Genomic DNA, 24,739 nt, shown 5'->3' with positions numbered 1-24,739 from the left:
CAATAAAATTACTAAGTGGTTAAGGAGGTTCTTTGGGTTAATGATGTTTCAATGAATATCTTCATAACTTTAAACATGTATATAAAATGAATATTTTATGAACTTATAATTAACTGTGATAAATGTCACATCCTTACCTCTTGGATGCGTTTACAATTTAATAAGGAGTTACCATTAGTTTAAGGAGTGTGGGTGAGATGAGATTAAAAGAATTTTTAAGAAGTGGACATAACCCAACATTATTTGCTTCATTTTTATATTTTGATATTAGCTTTATGATATGGGTTTTACTAGGTCCTACAGGTACTTTTATTGTTGAGGATTTAGGATTGTCTGATTTTGAAAAGGGTATGATGGTTGGTATTCCGGTATTAGGAGGAGCTTTATTACGAATTCCCATGGGGTTAATGGCAGATAGATACGGTGGGAAACGTATTGGTCAAATCGGTATGATTTTAACAATGATTCCTTTAGCATGGGGATGGTTGTTCGCAAATAACTTACCTCAAATTTATATGTTAGGGTTCTTACTAGGTGTAGCTGGAGCTAGCTTTGCTGTTGCCTTACCATTGGCAAGTCGTTGGTATCCTAAAAAACATCAAGGTTTAGCGATGGGTATCGCAGGAGCGGGTAATAGTGGGACGGTCATAGCAACTTTGTTTGGCCCACGTTTAGCTGAAATGTACGGTTGGCAAGCTGTTTTTGGTATAGCACTTATACCTTTATTCATTGCGTTTGTGGTATTTACTGCATTAGCAAAAGATAACCCTCAGGCTGTTAAACCTATGAAAGTTACAGAATACTTGCATGTGATTAAACATAAACACACATGGTTGTATAGTTTTTTTTATAGCTTGTCTTTTGGTGGTTTTGTTGGTTTAACAGGTTATTTAACTTTATTCTTTTATGATCAGTATGGTGTAAGTAAAGTTACAGCTGGTGATTTTGTTACAATATGCGTTTTTGCAGGTAGCTTTATACGTCCTATCGGAGGGTTTTTAGCAGATAAATACGGAGGAATACGTTTATTAGTATTTCTATTTAGCGGTGCGATGATTACATTATTAATAGTAGGAACGCTTCCACCTGTTTATGTTGCTTTAGCTATGTTGTTTCTAACTTTACTTTTTTTAGGCGCAGCCAATGGAGCACTTTTTCAAGTTATTCCTGTACAATTCCCTAAAGAGGTCGGGCTTTTAACTGGCTTTGTTGGGGCTGCTGGTGGTTTGGGAGGTTTTTTCCTACCAAATATATTAGGGACTTTCAAAGAACTTACTGGAACATACACCTACGGCTTCTGGTGGGTATCAGCAACTATTTTAGTGGCAATTGTTATATTAGTAGTCATGCAAAGAGCAAGTCGAGTTAGCAAAGCTCAAGTTATGGTTAATAAAGTTTAGAAGATTGATTACGGTTTATTGATGATTTTCTAAATAAGGTGTAAAAAAAGGATTGTCTTTAAGGTATGTTAAGTAACTATTTAATACCGAAAGACGTCCTTTTTTGCTGCAACATAATTTACAACAAATTATTAAAGATTTAGTATTTTACTTATCTTTCTGTCCGTTTTATGATACATTATAATATAATATTTTAAATGTGGGGGATGGAAATGAAACCAGATTTGCGCGAACTACTAAAAAACAATATCATTACCGGTGATGGCGCAATGGGAACTTATTTATATAATCTTGGATTTCCTGTGGGTATTTCGTATGAAGAGTTTAATATCATTAAACCTGATGTCATAGCGGAAGTACATCGTAAATATTACGAGGCAGGGGCTCGTTTGATTGAAACGAATACGTTTACCGCAACTAGAGAAAAGTTATCTAAATATGGTTTAGAAAACGAAGTGAAAGCCATTAACCGTGCGGGGGTAGAAATCGCGCGAAGTGCTGTTGGAGAGGATGCATATGTTGTTGGGGCTATTGGCTCCATTCGAGCTGGTCGTCGAAATAACATTTCTACAGAACAATTAAGAAAAGATTTTGAAGAACAAGTTGATGCTTTATTAAATGGGATAGTAGATGGGTTTATGCTAGAAACTTTTTTTGATTTAGACGAAGCAATTATACCTATACAAATTATACGTTCAAAAAGTGATCTTCCAATCATTTGTCAATTTGCTATAGAAGATGCAGGGCGTACTTCTGATGGATTTTCAATATCAGAAGCATTTGATCAAGTTAGAGAGCATGGCGCAGATATCGTTGGATTAAACTGTCGAAGCGGTCCTAATTTGATGTTAAGAACATTAGAGAATGTTACTCTAGAGGAAGTTCCGTTATCTGTTTTTCCAAATGCAGGAATACCTGATTATGTAGATGGGGAGTATACTTACATGGCCTCCCCAGAATACTTTGCGCAAAGTGCATTGCGTTTTGCCAAGTTAGGAGCTAAAATTATCGGTGGTTGTTGCGGAACTACTCCTGAGCATATTGCAGCAATTACTGATGCACTAAAAAGTTTTGATCCACTGGATTACATTCCATATACTAGCAAAGCTACTAAGGATTTAAGAACTAATCATAAAACTAGCAATTTTAACAATATATTAGAAGAGAAAAAACCTACCATAGTTGAAATTGTTAAACAAAGACATACAGTCATTGTTGAGTTGGATCCCCCAAGAGATCTGGATATAAGCAAATTCATGTTAGGGGCAGAAGCTTTAAAACAAGTGGGAGCAGATGCCGTGACCATGGCAGACAATTCATTAGCAGTAACAAGAATGAGTAATTTAGCATTAGGGCAATTAATTAAAGAAAAACACGATATCCGTCCATTAGTGCATATTGCTTGTCGTGACCGTAATTTAATAGGATCTCAAACTCATATGATGGGACTGCATGCCCTGGGCATTGATCATGTTTTAGCAGTAACAGGTGACCCGGCCAGATTTGGTGATTTGCCAGGTTCTAGTTCTGTTTACGATACTACTTCCTTTGAAATGATTAGAATGATTAAACAGCTTAATGAAGGTATATCTTTTTCCGGAAGACCATTGAAGCAAAAGGCAAATTTTGTAGTAGGGGCTGCCTTTAATCCAAATGTAAAACATTTGGATAAAGCGATAAAACGACTTGAAAGAAAAATTGAGGCTGGAGCAGACTATATTATGACTCAGCCAGTTTACGATCCTATATTAATTAAAGACGTTTATGAAGCTACAAAACATTTAAAAACTCCCATTTTTATAGGGGTTATGCCACTTGCAAGCGAGCGGAATGCAGAATATCTTCACAATGAAGTACCCGGTATACAATTGTCAGATGAAATAAGAAAAAGAATGGTAGGGTTATCAGGAGAAGAGGGTAGAAGAGAAGGGGTAGAAATTGCAAAGGAATTATTAGATACAGCTGTAAGTTATTTTAAAGGTATTTATTTGATCACTCCTTTTATGTCTTATAAAATGACTACTGAGCTAACCCAATATGTATGGCTTAAAACAAATCATGATAATTACTTGTACCCAATCTCAAAATAAATTAAAATAAAATATTGGATGTGTCTAAATGTTACAAAGTATGACTGGTTTTGGTCAAGCTATCAGGTTGATGAATGGTTATCAAATTCAAGTTGATATAAAAACAGTCAACCACCGTTATCGTGAAATTAAAATAAAAATGCCTCGTGAATGGTTGGCACTTGAAGAAAAGTTAAAATCAATCATTCAAAAAAGGATTCAGCGCGGTCGTGTAGAAGTATTTATGACAATAGAACAGCAGGAATCCCATATTGAAGAACAAGTGGAGATTGACTGGCAACTAGCAGATCGTTACCTTCAAGCTGCTGATCAGCTTAAAACTCGTTATAAACTAAATGATTCATTATCGTTAAAAGATCTTATGCTTATACCTGATCTAGTATCATTGCGTAAAGATTTACCTGATCAAGATGAAGTGATGAATCAATTCATTACAGATTGTTTAGAAGAAGCTTTGCATCAATTATTAGAAATGAGATCTAAAGAAGGGAGTCATTTACGCAATGATTTAATAAAACGAGTGCAAGTGATGGAAAAGCTCCATACACAAATTCAGTCTATGGCACTTAGAGCAGTTGAACAAATGCGTGAAAAGTTATTTCAGAGAATTCAAGAAGTTTTATCTGACAAACAATTAGATGAATCTCGTCTAACTATGGAGGTTGCCTTACTTGCAGAACGTGCTAATATAGATGAAGAGTTAACCCGTTTGTTAAGTCATTTTGAACAATGTTACACATTGTTTAATCAAGTTGAGCCTGTTGGGCGCAAGTTAGACTTTTTGATTCAAGAAATGAATAGAGAAGTCAACACAATCGGATCAAAGTCTAATTTTACCGAAATCACAAACAAAGTCGTTGATTTGAAAGCAGAACTAGAGAAAATTAGAGAACAAGTTCAAAATATTCAATGATAGCCAAGATCTTCATATGTATATCATAGAGGATATCTGTGAATAGGTAATAGGGAGGAACTGAAATGGGCATAAAACTTATTAATATTGGATTTGGTAATATTGTTTCTGCAAATCGTATTATTTCTATAGTCAGTCCAGAATCTGCACCCATTAAAAGAATTATTCAAGAAGCACGTGACCGTCATATGTTGATTGATGCTACATATGGACGTAGAACCCGTGCTGTTATTTTAACAGATAGTGATCATGTGATATTATCTGCCGTACAACCTGAAACAGTAGCCCAAAGACTTACAAGTAACAAAGAAGATGAACATGACGAATAACGATGGAGAGTGTTATGGAAAAAGGATTATTAATTGTATTGTCCGGCCCTTCTGGTGTAGGAAAAGGGACAGTATGTGCAGCATTGCGTAAACGTAAACCTGAACTTATTTATTCAATATCAGCTACTACTAGAAAGCCCCGTCAAGGTGAAGCTGATGGTGTTAACTATTTCTTTAAAACAAAAGAAGAATTTCAAAAAATGATTCAAAATAATGAGCTTTTAGAATGGGCAGAGTACGTTGGGAATTATTATGGAACTCCTATTGAATTTGTGAAAAAAACAATTGACTCTGGTGAAGACATCATTTTAGAAATCGATGTACAGGGTGCCTTAAAAGTAAAGGAAAAATTTCCCGAGGCTGTTTATGTATTTCTAGTTCCCCCATCTATTGATGAGTTGAAAAATCGTATAGAAGGAAGAGGTACTGAGACAGCTGATAACATTAAACATCGATTATCGATGGCTCAAGAGGAAATTGAATTATTGAAGCATTATGATTATGCTGTAGTTAATGATAAGATAGATAATGCGTGTTCAAAGATAGAGTGTATTATTGTAGCAGAACATTGTAAAAGGTTCCGATTTATTGAGAATAAAACGAAAGAAGGGGTGTAATCATGTTATATCCGTCCATTGATGAAATTGTTGATAGAATTGATAGCAAATACTCACTTGTTGTAGCTGTTTCAAAAGAAGCGAGATTGCTTAGAGATGGCAAGCATGTAAAGTTAGAAAAGGTAAAATCAAGTAAGTATGTTGGTAAGGCATTAGAAGAGATTTATAATGATCACATTTTAATTATAGAGAACAATTAAGTTAATACTTCATATTTTAAACAACCTAAGGGTTGTTATTTTTTTGATTATTCATTACCTTTTAGAAAGATTCTGATTGGAGTTATTGATATTAGAAATTAGGGGAGATTTATATGTTGAAAAGTAAAACAGTCGTACTAGGCATTAGTGGAGGCATTGCAGCATATAAGGCAGCTTCTTTATGTAGTAAGTTGGTTCAAAGTGGTGCGAATGTTCATGTTATTATGACTAAATCTGCAACTCAATTTATTCAACCACTGACATTACAAACGTTATCTCGAAATCCTGTTACCGTGGATATATTTGATGAAAAAGATGCGGCTGTAGTTTCTCATATTGACTTAGCAGATCGTGCAGATATAGTTTTGGTTGCCCCAGCCACAGCAAATATAATTGCAAAAATGGCCCATGGGATAGCAGATGATATGTTGAGTACAACACTATTAGCTACAACGGCCCCAATTATGATTGCACCTGCAATGAATGTACATATGTATGCTCATCCAGCAGTACAACAAAATATACAAATGTTGAAGCAACGGGATATTCATTTTGTGAATCCTGGATCAGGTCAATTAGCCTGTGGGTATGTAGGTGAAGGTAGATTAGCTGAACCAGAAACCATATATGAGGCAGTTCAACAGCATTTTTTGACTTTTGAATCTTCACAATTATTAAAGGGGAAACGTGTGTTAGTTACTGCTGGAGGAACTTTAGAACGCATAGATCCAGTTCGCTACATTACAAATGATTCCTCTGGTAAAATGGGGTTTGCCTTAGCAGAAGCGGCTTATAAAATGGGGGCTAAAGTCGTGTTAATATCAGCGAACACTCAATTAAAAGTGTTACAGGGACTGGAAAATGTATGTGTCAAAACAACAGAAGAGATGTATGAAGCTGTATTAAGTCGTTATGATGAAATGGATATGGTGATCAAAGCTGCTGCAGTTGCTGATTATCGCCCAATTAAACAATATGATAAAAAAATAAAGAAATCAGATGATACTTTAACAATAACACTTCAAAAAAATCCAGATATATTAAAAAAATTAGGTGAATTAAAAACAAATCAATTTTTAATCGGTTTTGCTGCAGAAACAAATGATTTAGAAAAATATGCACTTGAAAAACTGAAAAATAAAAATTGTGATTTGTTAGTTGCTAATGATGTGACAGCTCTTGGTTCTGGTTTTGGTACAGATACAAATAAAGTGAATTTATATGATAAAATGGGACTTATTAAAGAATTACCACTCTTAACCAAAGAGCAGGTTTCAGAACAAATTCTTAAAATGGCTGCTTCGAAAATGTCATAAGGTGGTGATTTTTAAACCATGTATGCTCGTGTCATCGTTGATGTTCCTTCAAAACAAACCAATCGCCCATTTGATTATAAAGTGCCATTATCTTTATTTGAGTGGGTAGAAATCGGGAGTAGAGTTGCAGTTCGGTTTGGCCAGAGAATGATACAAGGTTTTGTTGTTGAGTTGTTAGAAGAAAGTGACGTTGATGATCGTAAGATAAAAAGCATTGAACATGTATTGGATCTTCAGCCTCCTTTAACACAAGAACTTGTAAAGTTAGCTAAATGGATGAGTCGTAAATATTTATGTAATGAAATAACAGCACTACAGGTCATGTTGCCAAGTGCATTGAAAGCGAAATACGAAAAATATATTAAATTAACTGACTCAACATATGAAAATGAATTTGTGTCAAAAAATGAGATAGAAAATGAAATTATACATTTTATAAAAAGCAAACAAACTGTTGAAATGAATGAACTACTTAACCGTTTTCCAAATGCAAGCTTAACTATAAAAAAAATGATTTTAGGTGAAATATTAACGGAAACTCAAAACATTAAAAATCGTGTATCTGCTAAAAAAGTGTTAATGGTAAAACCTCCACAAGATATATCATTGTTAGAAGAGTATAAAAAAGAGTTATCTAAAAAAGCACATAAGCAATTGGAAATTTTACAGTTTTTTTTGAATCATCCTAATTCAATACAACTATCTGAGTTATCTAAAAGACTAAATACTAGTTCCTCCAGTATCAAAGCTTTAGTGAATAAAAAGTGGCTACAAATAGAAACAACTGAAATCTTTCGTGATCCTTTTCAAAAACATAAATTTATAAAAAGCCATCCACTGGAATTTACTGAAGAGCAAGAAAAGGTATATCAATCTATTAGTCAGATTATTCAAGAAAGAAAACAGCGTCTTTTCTTATTACATGGTGTTACGGGGAGCGGTAAAACGGAAGTTTATTTACAAACAATACAAAAGTGTTTAAATCAGAATAGAGAAGCGATTGTACTTGTTCCAGAAATATCACTAACTCCACAGATGGTAGAAAGATTTAAATCTCGTTTTGGGGACTTAGTTGCGGTTCTACATAGCAGATTGTCTCAAGGTGAACGCTACGATGAATGGCGTAAAATTCAACAAAAAAAAGTGAAGGTTGTCATCGGCGCAAGATCTGCAATATTTGCTCCATTCACAAATATTGGACTAATTATTATTGATGAAGAGCATGAAGCCTCATATAAACAACAGGACAACCCAAAATATCATGCAATTGAAATTGCAAAAAAGAGAAGTGTGGCACACCAGGCTGTGGTCATATTAGGTTCAGCGACTCCTTCTTTAGAAACTTATTATGAGAGTCATCAAGCCTCTATGGATTATTTATCATTGCCCACAAGAGTAGCGGGACGTGTTATGCCTCCAGTACATGTCGTTGATATGCGAGAAGAGCTAAAGGAAGGCAATCGTACCATGTTCAGTCGAATTTTACATACATTGATTGAAGATCGATTAAACAAAAAAGAACAGATGGTTTTACTCTTGAATCGTAGAGGATATTCGACTTTTGTGATGTGTCGTTCTTGTGGCCATGTTGTTAGTTGTCCTCATTGTGATATTTCTCTGACTTATCATATGAACACTCAGCATTTACGTTGTCATTATTGTGGTTATGCTGAAAGAGAAAATCATACTTGCCCATCATGTTTAAGCGAGCACATTCGATACTTTGGTACAGGAACTCAAAAAGTGGAAGAGAGCCTCACCAGCTTTTTTCCTGGCATTAGAGTAATACGTATGGACGTCGATACTACGACGGAAAAAGGTTCTCATGAAAAATGGTTAAATCAATTCCGAGATCAGAAGGCAGATGTATTGTTAGGTACACAAATGGTAGCCAAAGGTCTGGATTTTCCAAAAGTGACCTTAGTAGGTGTGATTGCGGCAGATACGGTATTAAATTTACCAGATTTTAGAGCTTCTGAAAAAACATTTCAATTGCTTACGCAAGTTTCTGGACGTGCTGGAAGACATGAGCTACCTGGAGAGGTCGTAATACAAACGTACAATCCAGATCACTACAGTGTAATTAGTGCAAGTCAACATGATTATTTATCTTTTATGAGAACAGAACTTCAAACGAGGAAAAAAGGGTTTTATCCACCTTATTGCAAATTGATTTTAATTACTTTTTCTCATGAAAATATCAACCTTTTAGTACGAACAGGTGAGATATTTTCAAAATATATTAAGAGGGAGCAACTTCCAACTGTTATAGATGTTCTTGGACCTGTAGCTTCGCCTATTTCGCGGAAGAAGGATAGATATCGTTTCCAATGTTTGATAAAATATCGAGGAGGATGGGAAACGATAAACTTGGTTCATAAAGCGGTTGTTTCATTAGAAGAAACTATAAAACAAACGAAATTACAGATAAGTATAGACGTAGACCCACAAATGTTAATGTAATAAGTTCAAAAACATAAATTAATAAAGAATTTATAAAGGTAGGTGTTTGACATGGCAATTAGAGTCATTGTTAAAAATCCTGATCCGATTTTAAGGGAAAAGTGTAAACAAGTTACAAAATTTAATAAAAATCTTCACAAATTATTAGACGATATGGCTGAAACGATGTATGATGCACCAGGGGTGGGACTTGCAGCTCCTCAAATTGGAATATTGAAACGTGTGATCGTACTTGATTCGGGTGAAGAAGATGGACCGGGGCTAATTGAGTTAGTTAATCCTGAAATAATTAAAACATCAACAGAAAAAGAAATAGGACCAGAAGGTTGTTTAAGTATTCCATCTATTAGTGGAGATGTAAATCGCTTTAAGGCCATTACAGTGAAAGGTCTTGACCGAAATGGCAATGAAGTAGAGTATGAAGCTGAGGATTTTCTAGCTCGAATATTCCAACATGAAATTGATCATTTAAACGGAATTTTATTTACAGATATAGCAGAAACCATATATGAAGGGGAACAGCCAAACAATGTCATTGATTAATCAAATTCGTATCGTATTTATGGGAACACCAGATTTTGCTGTTCCCTCTCTTCAATATTTACTTGAAGAAAAATTAAATGTAGTAGGAGTAGTAACACAACCAGACCGTCCTAAAGGGAGAAAGAAGATTTTCACACCAACTCCTGTAAAAGTAGAGGCTTTAAATCATCATATTCCAGTGCTTCAACCTGAAAAAATGAAAGCTCCAGAAGCCATACAACTGTTAAAACAATTACAGCCTGATTTAATTATCACTGCAGCATTTGGACAAATTTTACCCAAAGAGGTATTAGAACTCCCTCGCTTAGGTTGTATTAATGTTCATGCTTCTCTTCTTCCAAAGTATAGAGGAGGTGCTCCTATTCATCATGCTATAAAAAATGGAGAAACAATAACAGGAGTGACCATTATGTATATGGCAGAAGGATTAGATACGGGAGATATGATTAGCAAAATAGAAGTTCCAATCCTTGAAAATGACAATACAGGAACAATGTTTGGAAAACTAAGTATTGCTGGAGCAGAGTTGTTAAAAGAAACTTTGCCTAAATTAGTTCAAGGAAATATTCAGCCAGTAGCTCAAAATCATGAAGAAGCTACATTTGCTTCAAATATTAAAAGAGAGGATGAGCTCATTAACTGGAAAAAATCTTCTAAAGATATTTTTAATCATATTCGTGCACTAAATCCATTTCCAGGCTCTTATACTTTATGGAATGGAAAAGTGTTAAAGGTATGGGAGAGTTTAAATCCTTCTGACATCTACTCAAAACCTGTCAACCATAAGGATGATATATCACCAGGTACAGTCATTCAGATGACCACAGATGGTATAGAGGTGAGAACAGGGAACGGAACAATTTGGTTAACACAAATTCAACCTGCTGGTAAAAAAAGAATGGACGTTGGGCAATTTAGCAAAGGAAGTGCCATCCCTGAAGGGACACAATTTGGGAGATGATTTAGATGAGTTCATCAAATACAAAAAAGACATCCAAAAAGAAAATACCTACTGCTCGAGAACTAGCCATGGAAATTCTAACAAAGGTTGATGAAAAAAAGGCATATAGTAATATATTATTGAACGAATCATTGAACAAATTTAAATTAGAACGACAAGAAGTTGCTTTAACTACTGAAATCGTATATGGAACCATTCAAAGAATGAATACGATTGATTATTTTTTAGACCAATTCTTAAACAAAAAGGTAAGGAAATTACAACCATGGGTACGTAATTTATTACGTTTAAGCTTTTATCAGTTGTATTATTTAGATCGGATTCCAGATCATGCTGTAGTTAATGAAGCCGTAAACATATCTAAGCGTAAAGGACATCGTGGGATTTCAGGGATGGTCAATGCAGTATTAAGAAACATCATAAGGAAAAAAGATCAAATAGCATTACCCAGTACTTCAAATATTGTACAGCATATATCCTTAAAGCACTCGCACCCAGAGTGGATGGTTAGACGTTGGGTACATCAGTTTGGTGAAGAAATAGCTGAGCAAATATGCAAAGCGAATAATGAAACCCCTCATGTGAGTGTAAGAGTAAACACCCTTAAACAGGATAGAGATTCTATAGTAAAAGAAATGCAACAGGAAGCATTAAAAGTATCTCCTTCATCTATTTCTGCAGATGGCATTGTTGTTGAAAGTGGAGGGAATATGGCGCATAGCGCATGGTTTAAGGAAGGTAAAATTTCTATTCAAGACGAAAGTTCGATGCTAGTTGCAGCAGTAATAGATCCTAAGAAGAATGAAACGATTCTTGATTGTTGTGCTGCTCCAGGTGGAAAAACAACACATATTGCTGAAAAGATGGAAAATACAGGTGTTATTTGGGCTAATGACATTCATCAACATAAGAAAAAATTAATTGATGAACAAGTAGAGAGGTTGCATTTAAAAAATATCAAAACATCGGTTGAAGATGCTGCTCTATTAATAAAAAAGTTTGAGAAACAATCCTTTGATCGTATATTATTGGATGCTCCATGTTCTGGATTAGGTGTGATCCGTAGAAAACCAGATTTAAAGTGGGTAAAAAGTGAATCAGATATTGAGGAAATAACTCAAATACAATTAGGTATACTGTGTAAGATTGCTGACTTAGTTAAACCTGGAGGTGTACTAGTATATAGTACTTGTACGATAGAAGCGTCAGAAAATGAGCATATTATTAAAGCATTTTTATCACAAAATCCACAGTTTTCCACAGATTCTTCTATTGACAAATTTTTGCCAAAGGAGGTATATCATCAAATCAAGTTAGAGGAAGGAATGCTTCAGGTGCTGCCGAATTATTATCATTCAGACGGTTTTTTTATTGCCCGTTTACATAAAAATGAGAATGTATGATAAAATAGACCTAAAACTTACCCAAAAAAAGTGAAAAATATCAATCACAGGTGAATTTACAAATGATTTAGTAAGATTTTAGATAATTTAAATTATCACAATATAAACAAGGTTGTGTGAAAATGAAACCCTTTATTTATGATTACACCCTAGAGGAATTACAATCATGGGTAAAAGAAAATAAACAACCGACATTTCGGGCAGAACAAATTTACGATTGGTTATATGTTAAACGCGTAAACAGTTTTGAGGAAATGTCTAATATACCAAAACAACTTCGCGTAAAACTAGAAGCGGATTTTAACTTTGTTACATTAAATGAGATTACAAGATTTGAATCGAAAGATGGTACAATCAAATTTTTATTTGAGCTGCAAGATAAAAATGCAATAGAAACTGTCATTATGAAACATGATTACGGCAATAGCATTTGTGTAACGACACAAGTTGGTTGTCGAGTAGGTTGTACTTTCTGTGCATCTACACTAGGAGGATTAAAAAGAGATTTAACAGCGGGGGAGATCATTGCACAAGTTGTACAGGCTCAGCAAAGATTAGACAATTCAAACGAACGAATTAGTAGCATTGTGATTATGGGTATTGGAGAACCTTTTGAAAACTATGATCACATGATGAAATTTTTAAAGACGATGGTACATAAACAAGGTCTAAACATCGGGCAGCGTCATATCACTGTTTCAACGAGTGGAATTGTTCCGAACATCTATAAGTTTGCAGATGAAAAAACACAAATTAATTTAGCGATCTCTATCCATGCTCCAAATGATGCTCTTCGTTCAAGTTTAATGCCTGTAAATCGACGTTTTCCGCTGCGTGACTTGTTGAAAGCTTGTAAATATTATATCCAAACAACAGGTAGAAGAATTACCTTCGAGTATGCTTTAATTGGAGGTAAAAATGACAGACCAGAGCATGCAGAAGAATTAGCAGATGTGCTGCAAGGCATGTTATGTCATGTGAATTTGATTCCTGTGAATCATGTACCAGAGCGGGGTTATATTAGGACACCTAAAAAAGATATCTTTGAGTTTAAAAAGATTTTAGAACATAAAAAAGTGAATGTGACCATTCGAAGAGAGCAGGGGCATGATATAGAGGCAGCTTGTGGTCAATTGCGTGCTAAACATATGGAGTCAAGTACGAGGTGATATAATTATGAAATCAACCAATAAAACAGATGTTGGACGTACTAGAGCAGTTAATGAAGATCGAGCTGCGGTGCAAACAGAGTTAAATGGGTTTACACTTGCAGTTGTGGCAGATGGGATGGGAGGACATCAAGCTGGAGATATCGCTAGTCAAATTACGATAGAAACCATTCAAGAAAACTTGCAAACATTAGAGTCTGATATGACTGTAGAAGAATGTGAGATGTGTATCCGAGAAGCCATTTATTTAGCAAATGCAAAAATATATCAACTTGCTTCAGAAAATGAAAAATATATGGGAATGGGAACTACTGTTGTGGTTGCACTTGCTACAAGTGAGTTCATACTTATTGCACATATCGGGGATAGTCGGGCTTATAAATTTACTCAAGAATCTATAATACAACTAACAGAAGATCATTCTTTAGTAAATGAATTACTTAAAAGTGGACAAATTTCTGTTGAGGAAGCAAAACAACATCCGAGACGTAATTTATTAACTCGTGCTTTGGGAACAGAAGAATATGTTAGTATAGAAATTCATCGTCATGAGTGGCTTCGGCATGATTTATTAATGTTGTGTAGTGACGGATTAAGCAGCTTAGTAAGTCAGCAGGACATGGTTGATATTTTAATGCAAGAACAAAATCTCGAATTAAAGGCTAATGAATTAATTCAGCACGCACTTGATGCAGGTGGAGATGACAACATTACTGTTGTTTTATTAGAAAATGAGTAAGTTGAAAATGCTGAAATTAATATACACAGGTAATGAGGTGAAAAAATGATTGGACAGCAATTAAGCGGTCGATACGAAATATTAAATCGCGTTGGTGGGGGCGGAATGGCGCTTGTATTTAAGGCACATGATAAATTGTTAAACCGTATGGTTGCCATTAAAGTACTTCGTCAACAATTTGTTTATGATGAAGATTTTATTCGTCGCTTTCGTCGAGAAGCTCAATCTGCTGCATCACTTTCTCATCCGAATGTTGTAAGTATTTATGATGTAGGACAGGAAGATGATATTCATTACATTGTAATGGAATACATAGAAGGTAGCAATTTAAACGAAGAAATTAAAAATAGGGCTCCATTTCAAGTAGAGGAAGCTATTCATATTACTAGTCAGATTTGTGATGCATTAGATCACGCTCATCAAAATCAAATTATTCATCGAGATATTAAGCCGCATAATATTTTAATTGGAAGAAATGGACGTGTAAAAGTTACGGATTTTGGGATTGCACGTGCAGCTTCGTCATCTGAAATTACTCAGACAGGATCTGTTCTAGGATCTGTTCATTATTTTTCTCCTGAGCATGCTAAAGGGGTGACTCAAGGGGCTAAGTCTGATTTATATTCACTAGGTATTGTATTGTACCAAATGCTTACGAACAAACTTCCTTTTTCTGGGGATAGTCCAATTAGTATTGCATTAAAACATATACAAGAAAATGTTGAAGAACCTCGAAAAGTGAATCCTTTGATTCCGCAGAGTGTAGAAAATATTGTACTAAAATCAATGCAAAAAAATCCTGAACAGCGTTATCAATCTGCTAGTCAAATGCTATACGATTTAGAATCATGTTTATTACCTGAAAAATTGAATGAAAACAAATTCCAGTTTAATGACGAATTAGATGATGAAGAACATACGAAAATTATGCCTGTGATTGGTTTAAATCGAAAAGTGCAAGAGACAGATCAGAATGAAACTATCATTCCAGAACATAATGAAGATGAAGATTACAAAAAAACAAATCGTCTCTTTTGGTTAAAACCAGTTATTTGGACTTTTACTACAATTATTATTTTATTCTCAGCTTGGTTTGGTGTTAAAGCAGTACTGGGTATGCTTGATGTATCTGATGTAGAAGTTCCCAATGTTGTTGGTTTAACTTTAGAAGATGCAACTAAGGAGCTGGAAAGTGTTCAATTAACAGTACGTGATCCTGTTCAATATGAGTATGATGATCAAGTAGAAGAAGGGATCGTAATAGATCAATCTGATAAAAATAAAATGGTAAAAGAAAATTTTCCTATCACTCTGACCGTTAGCCAAGGACAAGAAACAAAAATTATGAAAGACTATAGAGGAATGCAGTGGGTGAATGTTGAAAATGCTTTGAGAAAAATTGGATTTACCGATGAAGATATTAAGATGGAAACAATACTAAGCGATGTACCTGATGGTGAGGTAATCAGCCAATCTCCTCAAGCAAATAAGGAATACAATCCAAATGATGTTGTTCTCTCCTTTACAGTAAGTGAAGGATTAGGTAGTGTTGAAATGCCTAATTTAATTAAACTTAGTGAAGAAGCAGCGGTTTCTATCCTTGAACAAAAAGGACTTAAAGTTAATATTGAAAAAGATTTTGATTTAAATGTAAATGAAGGTTATGTATTTAAACAGCATCCTTATGATCCAGGAGATACCCTCAAAAAAGGTGAAGAAATTACTATATTTGTTAGTAAAGGTGAACCTGAAGATGTAAGGAGAACAAATTATCCCATTTTTGTTGAACCAGAAGTCAAAGGTGAAGATTCAGTTATCGAGTTTAAAATAACAGATGCCTTAGGTACGGATCGTATTGGGAACACAAAAACGATAAATGAGGAAGAAACTTTCTTTGTACCAGTTGTATTAACTCCTGATTTACCTGATGGTAAAGCTTCCATTAGTGTTTATCGTGATGCTAAGCATTTAGGCACATACGAAGTGAAATATGATGATTATAAATAATAGGAGGGTTTTGATTAATTTATGCTAGAAGGAAGAATTGTAAAGGCTTTAAGTGGATTTTATTATGTGAAACCTCATCAGGTTGGAGAACCATTGATCCAGTGTAGAGCTAGAGGTATTTTCAGAAAAAGAGAAACTTCACCTTTAGTTGGAGATTTTGTAATGGTTGAATTATCAGAGAATGGTGAGGGTACAGTTCATGAAATTCTTCCTAGAACTAGTGAGTTAATCCGTCCCCCTATAGCTAATGTTAATCTGGCAGTACTTGTTTTTTCATTAGTGGAACCAAAACTAAACTTGCAGTTATTAGATAAATTTTTAGTTCATATTGAAAAAGTAGGACTCGAGTCAATCATCTGTTTTTCAAAATATGATTTATTTCAGGATTCAAAGGAAAAGTCTATATTTTTAGATAAATTGATTCAATATTATGAAACCATTGGTTATCCGGTATTATTAACGAGTAAAACAACAAGGGAAGGTCATGAAGAACTTTTAGGGTATATGGCTAACAAAACGAGTGTGTTTTCTGGACAATCAGGTGTAGGGAAGTCCTCTCTTTTGAATGCTATTATCCCAGGGTTGGAGTTAGAAACGAAACAAATTAGCTCCAAACTAGGAAGAGGTAAACATACAACTAGGCATGTTGAATTGATTGAATTGAGCAATGGGGGTATCGTGGCAGATACTCCTGGTTTCAGTTCATTAGATTTTACGAATATTGACCAGGAAGATTTAGGTTTTTATTTTAAAGAATTTAAACAATATATTCCTGACTGTAAGTTTAGAGGTTGTTTGCACCAGCAAGAACCTAAATGCAAGATTATTGAAGCAACAAATGCAGGAAAAATTTCATCTAAACGTTATGAACATTATCTAGGATTTTTAGATGAAATTAGCCAGATGAAAAGGAGGTATTAACATGTTACGTATTGCTCCATCAATATTATCAGCAGATTTTTCAAAATTAGGACAAGAGGTACAAGAATTAGAATCCTCCGGTGCAGATTGGATTCATGTGGATGTTATGGATGGACATTTTGTTCCTAATATTACAATGGGGCCTTTAGTTCTTGAGAGTATCCGTCCACATACTTCACTTCCTCTAGATGTTCATTTAATGATTCAAAACCCAGATACATATATTCCTGATTTCGTAAATGCAGGCGCTGATCTCATTAGTGTACACGCTGAGGTATGTCCTCACTTACATCGTACGATTCATCATATTAAAGATCATGGCACAAAGGCAGGGGTAGTTTTAAACCCAGCTACTCCTTTATCTGTCATTGAACATGTAGTTCATGAACTGGATTTGGTATTATTAATGACAGTTAACCCTGGATTTGGGGGACAAAAATTTATTTCATCTACACTCCCCAAGATTAAACAACTTAAAGAAATGAGTTTAAAACAAGGATTAAAGTTGGATATTGAAGTGGATGGTGGAATCAACAAGGATACAGCTCCTTTAGTCATAGAGGCAGGTGCTAACGTGCTTGTTTCAGGTAGTGCAATATTTAATCATGAAAATAAAAAAGAGTCAATTGAACAACTCAGAGGGAAAAGTAATTCTATTTAATTTCTATAGGTATGTTGGAGGCTTATCTTACATATATAATGAATAGTGCTAAGTCTTTAGATTTGTGTTTTATTTTTTTAAAACCATAGTCAATTTTTTGATGATTATGAATATACTATATTTAAAGTCCATGTACTATGGTCAGTTCATTATGTATCCTGGGAGGGGTAGGGATGAGATTTTATACCTTTAAACTACCAAAATTTTTAGGCGGGTTTGTGAGAATTATTTTGAATACGTTTAATAAAAAATGATCAGTTTGTAAAGAGTTTTTAATGTACTATTATGAACTGAAAAAAAGCACCCCGCAGAGGTGCTTTTTGTCAATGTCATTTTCTATACACGTTCAACTAATCCAGATTTTAATGCTTTTGTGCTTACATAAACGCGCTTTGGCTTACCATCTACAAGGATTCGCACCTTTTGAACATTGACTCCCCAAGTACGTTTCGTTTTATTGTTAGCGTGAGATCTGTTGTTTCCCACACCTCTTTTTTTACCAGTAACATAACATTTGCGTGACATTCCTACACCCCCTTTAAATAACCCACAAAAAGTGAAAATAAGCTATGAATTCCCAGCTCATGGAAGAACCATTGTGCAGATGCCACATTCGACATGACAATGAATGACGGTTCAATTACTTTTGCGGGGTTAAGCCAGAAATAACGATGGAAAGATATAGCTTTCTTTACGTTAATTTTATTCTGGAACATACACGTAATCATAAACACTTTTACTATAATATCACAAAAAAAATGAGATAGTCAATGAACTTTATAGAAAAATGGATTTATTTATAGGACAGGAAAGTATAAAATAATATCATACTTACTTTGCTGTTTTTCATGGACGAACTGATGTACACGTGAATCACATTCGAAAAAGTCACCGATAGGGATTTTATTATATTCATGATTATAGTACAATGATAAAGTCCATATTTCTATAGAAAAAAGGAGTGGATTGAAGATGACAATTCAACTTGATAATGAGTATGGAAAGATTATGATGACAAGTGAGGTCATAGCTACCTTAGCAGGCTCAGCTGCATTAGATTGTTATGGGTTAGTAGGTATGGCTTCTCGTAGTCAGCTTAAGGATGGGATTGCTGAGCTCCTAGGTAGAGAGAATTTATCTCGTGGTGTATTAATTAGGCAAGAGGGTGAACAAAATGATATCCATATTGACCTGTACATCATCGTAAGTTATGGTACTAAAATCTCTGAAGTTGCACATAACATACAAAACAAAGTGAAATATGTCTTAAATGATCTTATAGGACTTGAAGTTCAAACTGTAAATATATATGTGCAAGGGGTTAGAGTATCCCAATAGAAAGGGAGAATCACATTGAGTAAAGTTTTCATTAATGGTACAGATTTTATGAATATGGTTTTGTCTGGGGCAAACGTCCTACATTCAAATGTAGAAAAAATAAATAGTTTGAATGTGTTCCCAGTTCCAGACGGTGATACAGGTACGAACATGAATATGACTTTAACATCAGGTATTGAGTATATTCAGTCTAAATCTTCGGACCACATTGGGGAGATGGCAGAAGCTTTTTCTAAAGGCTTATTAATGGGAGCGCGTGGTAATTCTGGTGTCATTCTTTCACAGTTATTTCGTGGATTTACAAAATCAGTTCATGAACTAAATGAGATCAACGCTGTACAATTTGCAGCAGCCTTGCAACAAGGTGTAGATACAGCATATCAAGCTGTTGTAAAACCGATCGAAGGTACGATCTTAACTGTTGCAAAAGAATCTGCTAAACACGCTTTATTTGTATCTCACCAAACAGATCATATTATTGAGTTATTAGAGGAAGTGATCAATGAAGCGAAGAAATCGTTAGCTAGAACACCCGATCTACTTCCTGTATTAAAACAAGCTGGAGTAGTGGATTCTGGTGGACAAGGATTGGTTTTTATTTATCAAGGATTTATTGAAGCTCTTAAAGGGAGTTTTAATGTGGATTCTAATGTAATGCATCATACTGATTACCAGAAAATTACAATTAATAAACCAAAACCAGCTCAATCTAATATAGCTACGGAAGATATAACTCATTTTTATGATATGGAATTTTTTATTCATTTATCCAAAGAAGTCCATTTTGATGAATCTGTATTAAGAAAAAAATTAGCTGAGATTGGGGATTCCATCGTTTTAATTCCTGATGATGACTTTGTAAAAGTTCACGTTCATTCAAATTCCCCAGGTGATGTATTAAATTTAACGATTCAGTATGGGGAGTTAACTCGTCTTCACATTCAAAATATGCGTGATCAACACCGAGAAATTGTGGAAGAAACCAATAGTATTCAAGAGGATGAAACTTTCAATGAAAAAGATGAAACATCCATTACATCCGTTGAACCTAAAACCTTTGGCATGGTTACTGTTTCATCAGGTGATGGAATTTCGGATGTGTTTAGTAGTATCGGAGTTGACTATGTTCTGTTTGGTGGTCAAACGATGAATCCTAGTACTGAGGATCTTGTGAAGGCTGTAGAAAGTATTCATGCAAAATATATATTTATTTTACCTAATAATTCAAATATCATTTTAGCTGCTCAGCAAGTAAAAAATCTAATTGAGGATAAAGAAGTCATCGTTATTCCATCAAAAACGATACCACAGGGATTGTCAGCAGCCTTGGCATTACAAGACATGAATGATGTAGATGAAAATGAACATTTAATGAATCAAGCAATTCAGGATGTTCAATCAGGTTGTGTTACGATAGCTGTAAGAGACTCGCAAATGAATGGAATCTCAATCAATGAAGGGGATTATATAGGAATACAAGAAAATCAAATTGTAACTGCTTCCAATGAAATTATAGAGACATCTAAGGAATTGCTTCAACTAATGATCACGGAAGAAAACGAAATGTTAACGGTGTTTATAGGTGAAGGGATGGCAGCACAACATACAGATATATTAGTACAATTTGTTGAGGAATCTTACCCTGATATTGAAATTGAAGTCATTGAAGGTGGACAACCAATTTACGATTATATCTTTTCAGTTGAATAATTATTAAATGAGGTGATTGTATGTCTAAAATTCGATTTGTTACAGATAGTACATCGGATATTCCATTAGAAATAAGGGAAAAATACAACATTGAGATGGTACCGTTAAAGGTGCATTTCGGTCAGAAAGTGTTTTTGGATGCGATTACAATTCAGTCTAAAGAGTTTTATGAAAAATTGGCTGTAAGTAATGTCTTGCCTACTACGTCTCAACCGTCACCTGTAGATTTTTTAAACGTATATAAAAAAATTTATGAAGAAGATCCCAACTGTACAATTATTTCTATTCATTTGTCTTCAGCCATGAGTGGTACATACCAATCTGCTGTATTAGCAAAATCACTTCTAGATGAAGGGGTAGATCTGCACATTGTAGATGCGAGATCAGCTTCTTATGGAATTGGTGTACTAATGGTTGAAGCAGTAAAGGCTTATGAAAATGGGAAAAATAAAGATGAAATTCTGGAAATCGTTGCAAAACTGAGAGAGGATATCAGAATTTACTTTTTAGTGGATACATTAGAATACTTGCAAAAAGGCGGTAGAATAGGTAAAGCTGCTTCTGTAGTAGGTTCATTATTAAATATTAAACCCATTCTTTCGATAGATGATGAAGGTGAAATTACTTCAGTTGATAAAGTTAGAGGCAAAAAGAAAGCCATAAATCGAATTGTTGACGTTTTAAAAGAAGACTTTTCAATGACAGATGTAGACATGATCATTGTCCATTCAAACGATATTTCTAATGCTAAGGATTTTTCTCAACTATTAAAAGAACAATTTCAAGTACATAACGTAAAGTTAACTTCATTAAGTCCAGTAATAGGCACACATGTAGGTCCTGGGACACTTGGTATTATAATGCGACCTCGTTCCAATGAATAATTTGCATCAAATCCCGCTCCAAGATATTCATGGGTTAGGTGCGGCGAGGAGTAAAGATTTAAACGCACTAGGAATTCATTCTGTTTCAGATCTAATTGAGTATTTTCCTTTTCGTTATGAAGATTATCGTTTACGTGACCTCTCTGAAGTCGAGGATGGAGATAGGATTACAGTACAAGCAAAGATACATAGCTTACCGCAAGTTCAACGATATGGGCGAAATAAATCAAGAATGACTTGTAAAATGATGGTCGATGATCAGTTTATGATTACATCCGTATGGTTTAATCGTCATTTTCTTAAGGATCGTCTGATCATCGGTAAAGAAATCATTGTAACTGGGAAATGGGATTCTAAAAGGCAGGTTTTGACCGTTTCAGAATCTGAATTTCCTGGAACCCATTCCCCTCAAGCAGGTTCGTTGCAACCTGTTTATTCTGTAGGAGGATCTATCACCCAAAAGTGGATTCGAAAAATCATACATCAGGCACTCCAACAATATGGTGGACTGATTAGAGATCCTATCCCTGCATTTTATAGTGAAAAACATAATTTGATTCCTCGTAAACAAGCTATCATGTCCATTCACCATCCTCAAGATGCTTTAGATGGTACAGAAGCAAGGCGACGTTTAGTTTATGAGGAGCTATTTTTATTTCAACTTAAACTGATGATTTTTCGCTCAACATCACGTTCAAAAGCTGATGGTATTCAGCATATTTTTGATTCTGAGGATATACGTAAGTTTGTTCGTTCACTTCCGTTTCAGCTGACTGATTCACAGAAAAAAGTAATCGCCGAACTTCTTTCTGATTTACGACAGCCTTATAGTATGAACCGTTTATTACAAGGGGATGTAGGATCAGGTAAAACGGTGGTTGCAGCAGCAGCTCTTTATGCAAATTTTAAATCAGGTTTTCAGGGTGCGATGATGGTACCAACTGAAATACTAGCGGAACAGCATTATCAATCTTTACAAGATTTATTTGCTTCCTATGGGCTTGAGATTGGATTGTTAGTGGGTAGTTTAACGAATAAACAAAGAAAAGACGTTCTTGCATCATTACAATCCGGTCTCATTGATATCGTAGTCGGTACTCATGCTTTAATACAGGAAAATGTACATTTTAGAAGCTTAGGGTTGGTTGTAACAGATGAACAACATCGTTTTGGTGTAAATCAACGAACCATTTTCAGACATAAGGGCTTGAACCCTGATGTTCTCACAATGACAGCTACTCCCATTCCTAGAACGTTAGCTATAACTGCTTTTGGAGATATGGATGTATCTACATTGAAGGAGTTGCCAAAAGGTAGGAAAGAAATTAAAACTTACTGGGTAAAACACAATTTGATGAAAAGAGTGCTTGGTTTCATTCAAAAAGAATTAAAGGCTCATCGTCAAGCTTATGTTATCTGTCCCTTGATTGAAGAATCGGATAAGATTGATGTACAGAATGCTATTGATTTACATGCAGAAATACAAGCGTTTTTAGTTGGTTACAAAGTAGGTTTATTACATGGAAGACAAGCAGCTGACGAAAAAGAACAGGTGATGTTACAGTTTAGTGAAAATGAAGTACAAGTGCTTGTATCTACAACTGTAGTTGAAGTTGGAGTCAATGTGCCAAACGCTACTGTCATGGTCATTTATGATGCAGATCGTTTTGGTTTATCACAGCTTCACCAATTACGGGGCAGAGTTGGAAGAGGACAAGCCCAATCTTACTGTATACTAATCGCCGATCCCAAATCAGAGATGGGACAAGAGAGAATGCGTTCTATGACGAAAACAAATGATGGATTTGAAATCGCTCGTATGGACTTAGAATTAAGGGGACCAGGTGACTTTTTTGGTACAAAACAAAGCGGAATGCCTGAGTTTCGCGTGGCAGATCTAGCTCATGATTTTGAAGTATTAGAGATGGCGAGAGAGGATGCGGCAGAGTTAGTGAAGTCAGAAGAGTTTTGGACTGCTGCAAAATATTTGCCACTTCGTGAGCTATTGGATCAGGATCAGTTGTTAGAGAAGGAATTAGACTAGAAACAGAAAAGCGACTCGTTATTCCATTCAATGTGAATTGAAGGAATTTGTAGTCGCTTTAGTTATTTTGTGATTGGTTCTATATATGTTACGGCAAAGTAATTTTGTTTATCTGTCCAGAAATTACGCATGCAAAGTCCTACTTTGAATAGCGTTTGTTCGAATTCTTTGAGATTGAACTTATAAGAATTCTCAGTGTGAATCGTTTCTTCTGAAAGAAAAGAAAAAGTCTCATCGCCAATCAATACTTCTTGATTCGTCTTGCTGATAAGGTGCATTTCGATTCTATTTTTAACATTGTTGAAAAAAGCATGATGTGTGAATTGTTCCACTTGAAAATTGGCATGAAGCTCTCTGTTAATTCTGTGAAGTAAGTTTTTGTTAAATGCAGCCGTAATGCCTTGTGAATCGTTATAAGCTGCTTCTAATAAAATGGGTGATTTTATGAGATCAATGCCAATAAGTAAACCATCATGATGGTTTAGATTATTGGATAATTGGTGTAGAAGCTTCTCCCTATCATTTCCATTCAAATTTCCAATCGTTGAACCAAGAAATAAAATGACTTTTTTTTCTTTTGACCCTTGACATAAGAACGATAAGGCTTGTGTATAGTCAGCACGAATTGCTTTTACATCCAATAAAGGAAATGAATCAAGTAATTTTTCAACAGTACTGTTTAAAGCTTCTTGTGAAATATCAATGGGAACATAACGATTTCCGCTTTGTAAAGATTCTAAAATTAGTTGTATTTTTTCTTCATTACCGCATCCTAACTCAAATAATGGAGAACGATGACCAATTAGAGCACAAATATCAGAGTGATTGTTTGTTAATATTTCTTTTTCTTTACGAGTTAAATAATATTCAGGTAAAGTAGTGATCTGATTAAAAAGTTTGCTTCCTTGTTCATCGTAAAACCATTTGGGATGTAGCTGTTTTTGATCTTGTCTTAATCCCTTTAAGACTTCTTCTTTTAAAGAGGAAACAGGAGGATTCAAATCAACGATCATTTGCTTTGGTTGCAACAT

Annotated in this window: 23 protein-coding genes; 21 read left to right on the top strand and 2 right to left on the bottom strand. The window is 34.8% G+C overall.

The window, feature by feature from the left end; all coding sequences use genetic code 11:
- The first annotated feature begins 197 nt into the window (after nt 1-197).
- The 17 genes from ERL59_RS11810 (at nt 198) to spoVM (ending at nt 17,986) form a co-directional block, all read left to right on the top strand.
- Nucleotides 198-1,400, top strand: coding sequence for a nitrate/nitrite transporter (locus ERL59_RS11810; RefSeq protein WP_160646427.1), 1,203 nt, complete (start codon nt 198-200; stop codon nt 1,398-1,400).
- 212 nt (nt 1,401-1,612) lie between these two features.
- Nucleotides 1,613-3,490: a bifunctional homocysteine S-methyltransferase/methylenetetrahydrofolate reductase gene (locus ERL59_RS11805; RefSeq protein WP_160646426.1), complete on the top strand. Its 1,878-nt coding sequence runs from the start codon at nt 1,613-1,615 to the stop codon at nt 3,488-3,490.
- A gap of 28 nt (nt 3,491-3,518) precedes the next feature.
- Nucleotides 3,519-4,403, top strand: a complete 885-nt coding sequence (locus tag ERL59_RS11800; protein WP_160646425.1) for a YicC/YloC family endoribonuclease — start codon at nt 3,519-3,521, stop codon at nt 4,401-4,403.
- 65 nt (nt 4,404-4,468) lie between these two features.
- On the top strand, nt 4,469-4,732 hold the full coding sequence (gene remA / locus ERL59_RS11795) for an extracellular matrix/biofilm regulator RemA (protein WP_160646424.1): 264 nt from the start codon (nt 4,469-4,471) through the stop codon (nt 4,730-4,732).
- Nucleotides 4,733-4,746: 14 nt separating this feature from the next.
- Nucleotides 4,747-5,349, top strand: coding sequence for a guanylate kinase (gene gmk / locus ERL59_RS11790; protein ID WP_160646423.1), 603 nt, complete (start codon nt 4,747-4,749; stop codon nt 5,347-5,349).
- 2 nt (nt 5,350-5,351) lie between these two features.
- Nucleotides 5,352-5,549: a DNA-directed RNA polymerase subunit omega gene (gene rpoZ, locus ERL59_RS11785; protein WP_160646422.1), complete on the top strand. Its 198-nt coding sequence runs from the start codon at nt 5,352-5,354 to the stop codon at nt 5,547-5,549.
- 113 nt (nt 5,550-5,662) lie between these two features.
- Nucleotides 5,663-6,865, top strand: coding sequence for a bifunctional phosphopantothenoylcysteine decarboxylase/phosphopantothenate--cysteine ligase CoaBC (gene coaBC / locus ERL59_RS11780; RefSeq protein WP_160646421.1), 1,203 nt, complete (start codon nt 5,663-5,665; stop codon nt 6,863-6,865).
- 18 nt (nt 6,866-6,883) lie between these two features.
- Nucleotides 6,884-9,328 carry a primosomal protein N' gene (gene priA, locus ERL59_RS11775; RefSeq protein ID WP_160646420.1) on the top strand — a complete coding sequence of 815 codons (2,445 nt, stop codon included), beginning with the start codon at nt 6,884-6,886 and terminating at the stop codon, nt 9,326-9,328.
- A 51-nt stretch (nt 9,329-9,379) separates the two neighbouring features.
- Complete coding sequence (gene def, locus ERL59_RS11770; protein ID WP_160646419.1) at nt 9,380-9,871, top strand: peptide deformylase; 492 nt, start codon at nt 9,380-9,382, stop codon at nt 9,869-9,871.
- The gene (gene fmt / locus ERL59_RS11765) at nt 9,858-10,832 is read left to right on the top strand and encodes a methionyl-tRNA formyltransferase (protein ID WP_201763545.1); all 975 of its coding nucleotides are present in this window, start codon (nt 9,858-9,860) and stop codon (nt 10,830-10,832) included. Before def ends, fmt begins: the two co-directional genes overlap by 14 nt.
- Nucleotides 10,833-10,837: 5 nt before the next feature.
- Nucleotides 10,838-12,235 (top strand): 16S rRNA (cytosine(967)-C(5))-methyltransferase RsmB, encoded by a 1,398-nt coding sequence (gene rsmB / locus ERL59_RS11760; protein ID WP_160646418.1) that lies wholly within the window; start codon nt 10,838-10,840, stop codon nt 12,233-12,235.
- Between the two features lie 122 nt (nt 12,236-12,357).
- Nucleotides 12,358-13,404 carry a 23S rRNA (adenine(2503)-C(2))-methyltransferase RlmN gene (gene rlmN, locus ERL59_RS11755; RefSeq protein WP_160646417.1) on the top strand — a complete coding sequence of 349 codons (1,047 nt, stop codon included), beginning with the start codon at nt 12,358-12,360 and terminating at the stop codon, nt 13,402-13,404.
- A gap of 7 nt (nt 13,405-13,411) precedes the next feature.
- A complete protein-coding gene (locus tag ERL59_RS11750) occupies nt 13,412-14,143 on the top strand; it encodes a Stp1/IreP family PP2C-type Ser/Thr phosphatase (RefSeq protein WP_160646416.1) in 732 nt (243 codons plus the stop codon).
- Nucleotides 14,144-14,188: 45 nt separating this feature from the next.
- Nucleotides 14,189-16,150, top strand: coding sequence for a Stk1 family PASTA domain-containing Ser/Thr kinase (gene pknB / locus ERL59_RS11745; RefSeq protein ID WP_160646415.1), 1,962 nt, complete (start codon nt 14,189-14,191; stop codon nt 16,148-16,150).
- A 21-nt stretch (nt 16,151-16,171) separates the two neighbouring features.
- Nucleotides 16,172-17,071, top strand: coding sequence for a ribosome small subunit-dependent GTPase A (gene rsgA, locus ERL59_RS11740; RefSeq protein WP_160646414.1), 900 nt, complete (start codon nt 16,172-16,174; stop codon nt 17,069-17,071).
- 1 nt (nt 17,072) lies between these two features.
- The gene (rpe, locus tag ERL59_RS11735; RefSeq protein WP_160646413.1) at nt 17,073-17,732 is read left to right on the top strand and encodes a ribulose-phosphate 3-epimerase; all 660 of its coding nucleotides are present in this window, start codon (nt 17,073-17,075) and stop codon (nt 17,730-17,732) included.
- A 173-nt stretch (nt 17,733-17,905) separates the two neighbouring features.
- A complete protein-coding gene (spoVM, locus tag ERL59_RS11730) occupies nt 17,906-17,986 on the top strand; it encodes a stage V sporulation protein SpoVM (RefSeq protein WP_160646435.1) in 81 nt (26 codons plus the stop codon).
- 82 nt (nt 17,987-18,068) lie between these two features.
- On the opposite strand, the gene rpmB is transcribed toward spoVM, so the two are convergent.
- Complete coding sequence (rpmB, locus tag ERL59_RS11725; protein WP_160646412.1) at nt 18,069-18,257, bottom strand: 50S ribosomal protein L28; 189 nt, start codon at nt 18,255-18,257, stop codon at nt 18,069-18,071.
- A 447-nt stretch (nt 18,258-18,704) separates the two neighbouring features.
- Here rpmB and ERL59_RS11720 point away from each other — a divergent pair, with 447 nt between their 5' ends.
- The 4 genes from ERL59_RS11720 to recG are packed head-to-tail and all read left to right on the top strand — an operon-like array spanning nt 18,705 to nt 23,708.
- Entirely contained in the window at nt 18,705-19,070 is a 366-nt protein-coding gene (locus ERL59_RS11720; RefSeq protein WP_160646411.1) for an Asp23/Gls24 family envelope stress response protein, read from the top strand.
- A 15-nt stretch (nt 19,071-19,085) separates the two neighbouring features.
- A complete protein-coding gene (locus ERL59_RS11715) occupies nt 19,086-20,780 on the top strand; it encodes a DAK2 domain-containing protein (protein WP_160646410.1) in 1,695 nt (564 codons plus the stop codon).
- A 20-nt stretch (nt 20,781-20,800) separates the two neighbouring features.
- Nucleotides 20,801-21,664 carry a DegV family protein gene (locus tag ERL59_RS11710; protein WP_160646409.1) on the top strand — a complete coding sequence of 288 codons (864 nt, stop codon included), beginning with the start codon at nt 20,801-20,803 and terminating at the stop codon, nt 21,662-21,664.
- Entirely contained in the window at nt 21,657-23,708 is a 2,052-nt protein-coding gene (gene recG, locus ERL59_RS11705; RefSeq protein WP_160646408.1) for an ATP-dependent DNA helicase RecG, read from the top strand. Before ERL59_RS11710 ends, recG begins: the two co-directional genes overlap by 8 nt.
- 62 nt (nt 23,709-23,770) lie before the next feature.
- Here the strand turns inward: recG and egtD are convergent, their stop codons facing one another.
- Complete coding sequence (gene egtD, locus ERL59_RS11700) at nt 23,771-24,739, bottom strand: L-histidine N(alpha)-methyltransferase (protein ID WP_160646407.1); 969 nt, start codon at nt 24,737-24,739, stop codon at nt 23,771-23,773.

The sequence above is a fragment of the Chengkuizengella marina genome, from assembly GCF_009910845.1.
GTDB classification, from domain to species: domain Bacteria; phylum Bacillota; class Bacilli; order Paenibacillales; family KCTC-33759; genus Chengkuizengella; species Chengkuizengella marina.
The sequence above is the reverse complement of the archived record's forward strand: the minus strand, read 5'-3'. Positions and strand labels throughout refer to the sequence as shown.

Excerpts from the sequence above, each read along its gene's own strand:
- ERL59_RS11810 (WP_160646427.1), top strand. The coding sequence starts at position 198 with ATGAGATTAAAAGAATTTTTAAGAAGTGGACATAACCCAACATTATTT.
- ERL59_RS11805 (WP_160646426.1), top strand. The coding sequence starts at position 1,613 with ATGAAACCAGATTTGCGCGAACTACTAAAAAACAATATCATTACCGGT.
- ERL59_RS11800 (WP_160646425.1), top strand. The coding sequence starts at position 3,519 with ATGTTACAAAGTATGACTGGTTTTGGTCAAGCTATCAGGTTGATGAAT.
- remA (WP_160646424.1), top strand. The coding sequence starts at position 4,469 with ATGGGCATAAAACTTATTAATATTGGATTTGGTAATATTGTTTCTGCA.
- gmk (WP_160646423.1), top strand. The coding sequence starts at position 4,747 with ATGGAAAAAGGATTATTAATTGTATTGTCCGGCCCTTCTGGTGTAGGA.
- rpoZ (WP_160646422.1), top strand. The coding sequence starts at position 5,352 with ATGTTATATCCGTCCATTGATGAAATTGTTGATAGAATTGATAGCAAA.
- coaBC (WP_160646421.1), top strand. The coding sequence starts at position 5,663 with ATGTTGAAAAGTAAAACAGTCGTACTAGGCATTAGTGGAGGCATTGCA.
- priA (WP_160646420.1), top strand. The coding sequence starts at position 6,884 with ATGTATGCTCGTGTCATCGTTGATGTTCCTTCAAAACAAACCAATCGC.
- def (WP_160646419.1), top strand. The coding sequence starts at position 9,380 with ATGGCAATTAGAGTCATTGTTAAAAATCCTGATCCGATTTTAAGGGAA.
- fmt (WP_201763545.1), top strand. The coding sequence starts at position 9,858 with ATGTCATTGATTAATCAAATTCGTATCGTATTTATGGGAACACCAGAT.
- rsmB (WP_160646418.1), top strand. The coding sequence starts at position 10,838 with ATGAGTTCATCAAATACAAAAAAGACATCCAAAAAGAAAATACCTACT.
- rlmN (WP_160646417.1), top strand. The coding sequence starts at position 12,358 with ATGAAACCCTTTATTTATGATTACACCCTAGAGGAATTACAATCATGG.
- ERL59_RS11750 (WP_160646416.1), top strand. The coding sequence starts at position 13,412 with ATGAAATCAACCAATAAAACAGATGTTGGACGTACTAGAGCAGTTAAT.
- pknB (WP_160646415.1), top strand. The coding sequence starts at position 14,189 with ATGATTGGACAGCAATTAAGCGGTCGATACGAAATATTAAATCGCGTT.
- rsgA (WP_160646414.1), top strand. The coding sequence starts at position 16,172 with ATGCTAGAAGGAAGAATTGTAAAGGCTTTAAGTGGATTTTATTATGTG.
- rpe (WP_160646413.1), top strand. The coding sequence starts at position 17,073 with ATGTTACGTATTGCTCCATCAATATTATCAGCAGATTTTTCAAAATTA.
- spoVM (WP_160646435.1), top strand. The coding sequence starts at position 17,906 with ATGAGATTTTATACCTTTAAACTACCAAAATTTTTAGGCGGGTTTGTG.
- rpmB (WP_160646412.1), bottom strand. The coding sequence starts at position 18,257 with ATGTCACGCAAATGTTATGTTACTGGTAAAAAAAGAGGTGTGGGAAAC.
- ERL59_RS11720 (WP_160646411.1), top strand. The coding sequence starts at position 18,705 with ATGACAATTCAACTTGATAATGAGTATGGAAAGATTATGATGACAAGT.
- ERL59_RS11710 (WP_160646409.1), top strand. The coding sequence starts at position 20,801 with ATGTCTAAAATTCGATTTGTTACAGATAGTACATCGGATATTCCATTA.
- recG (WP_160646408.1), top strand. The coding sequence starts at position 21,657 with ATGAATAATTTGCATCAAATCCCGCTCCAAGATATTCATGGGTTAGGT.
- egtD (WP_160646407.1), bottom strand. The coding sequence starts at position 24,739 with ATGTTGCAACCAAAGCAAATGATCGTTGATTTGAATCCTCCTGTTTCC.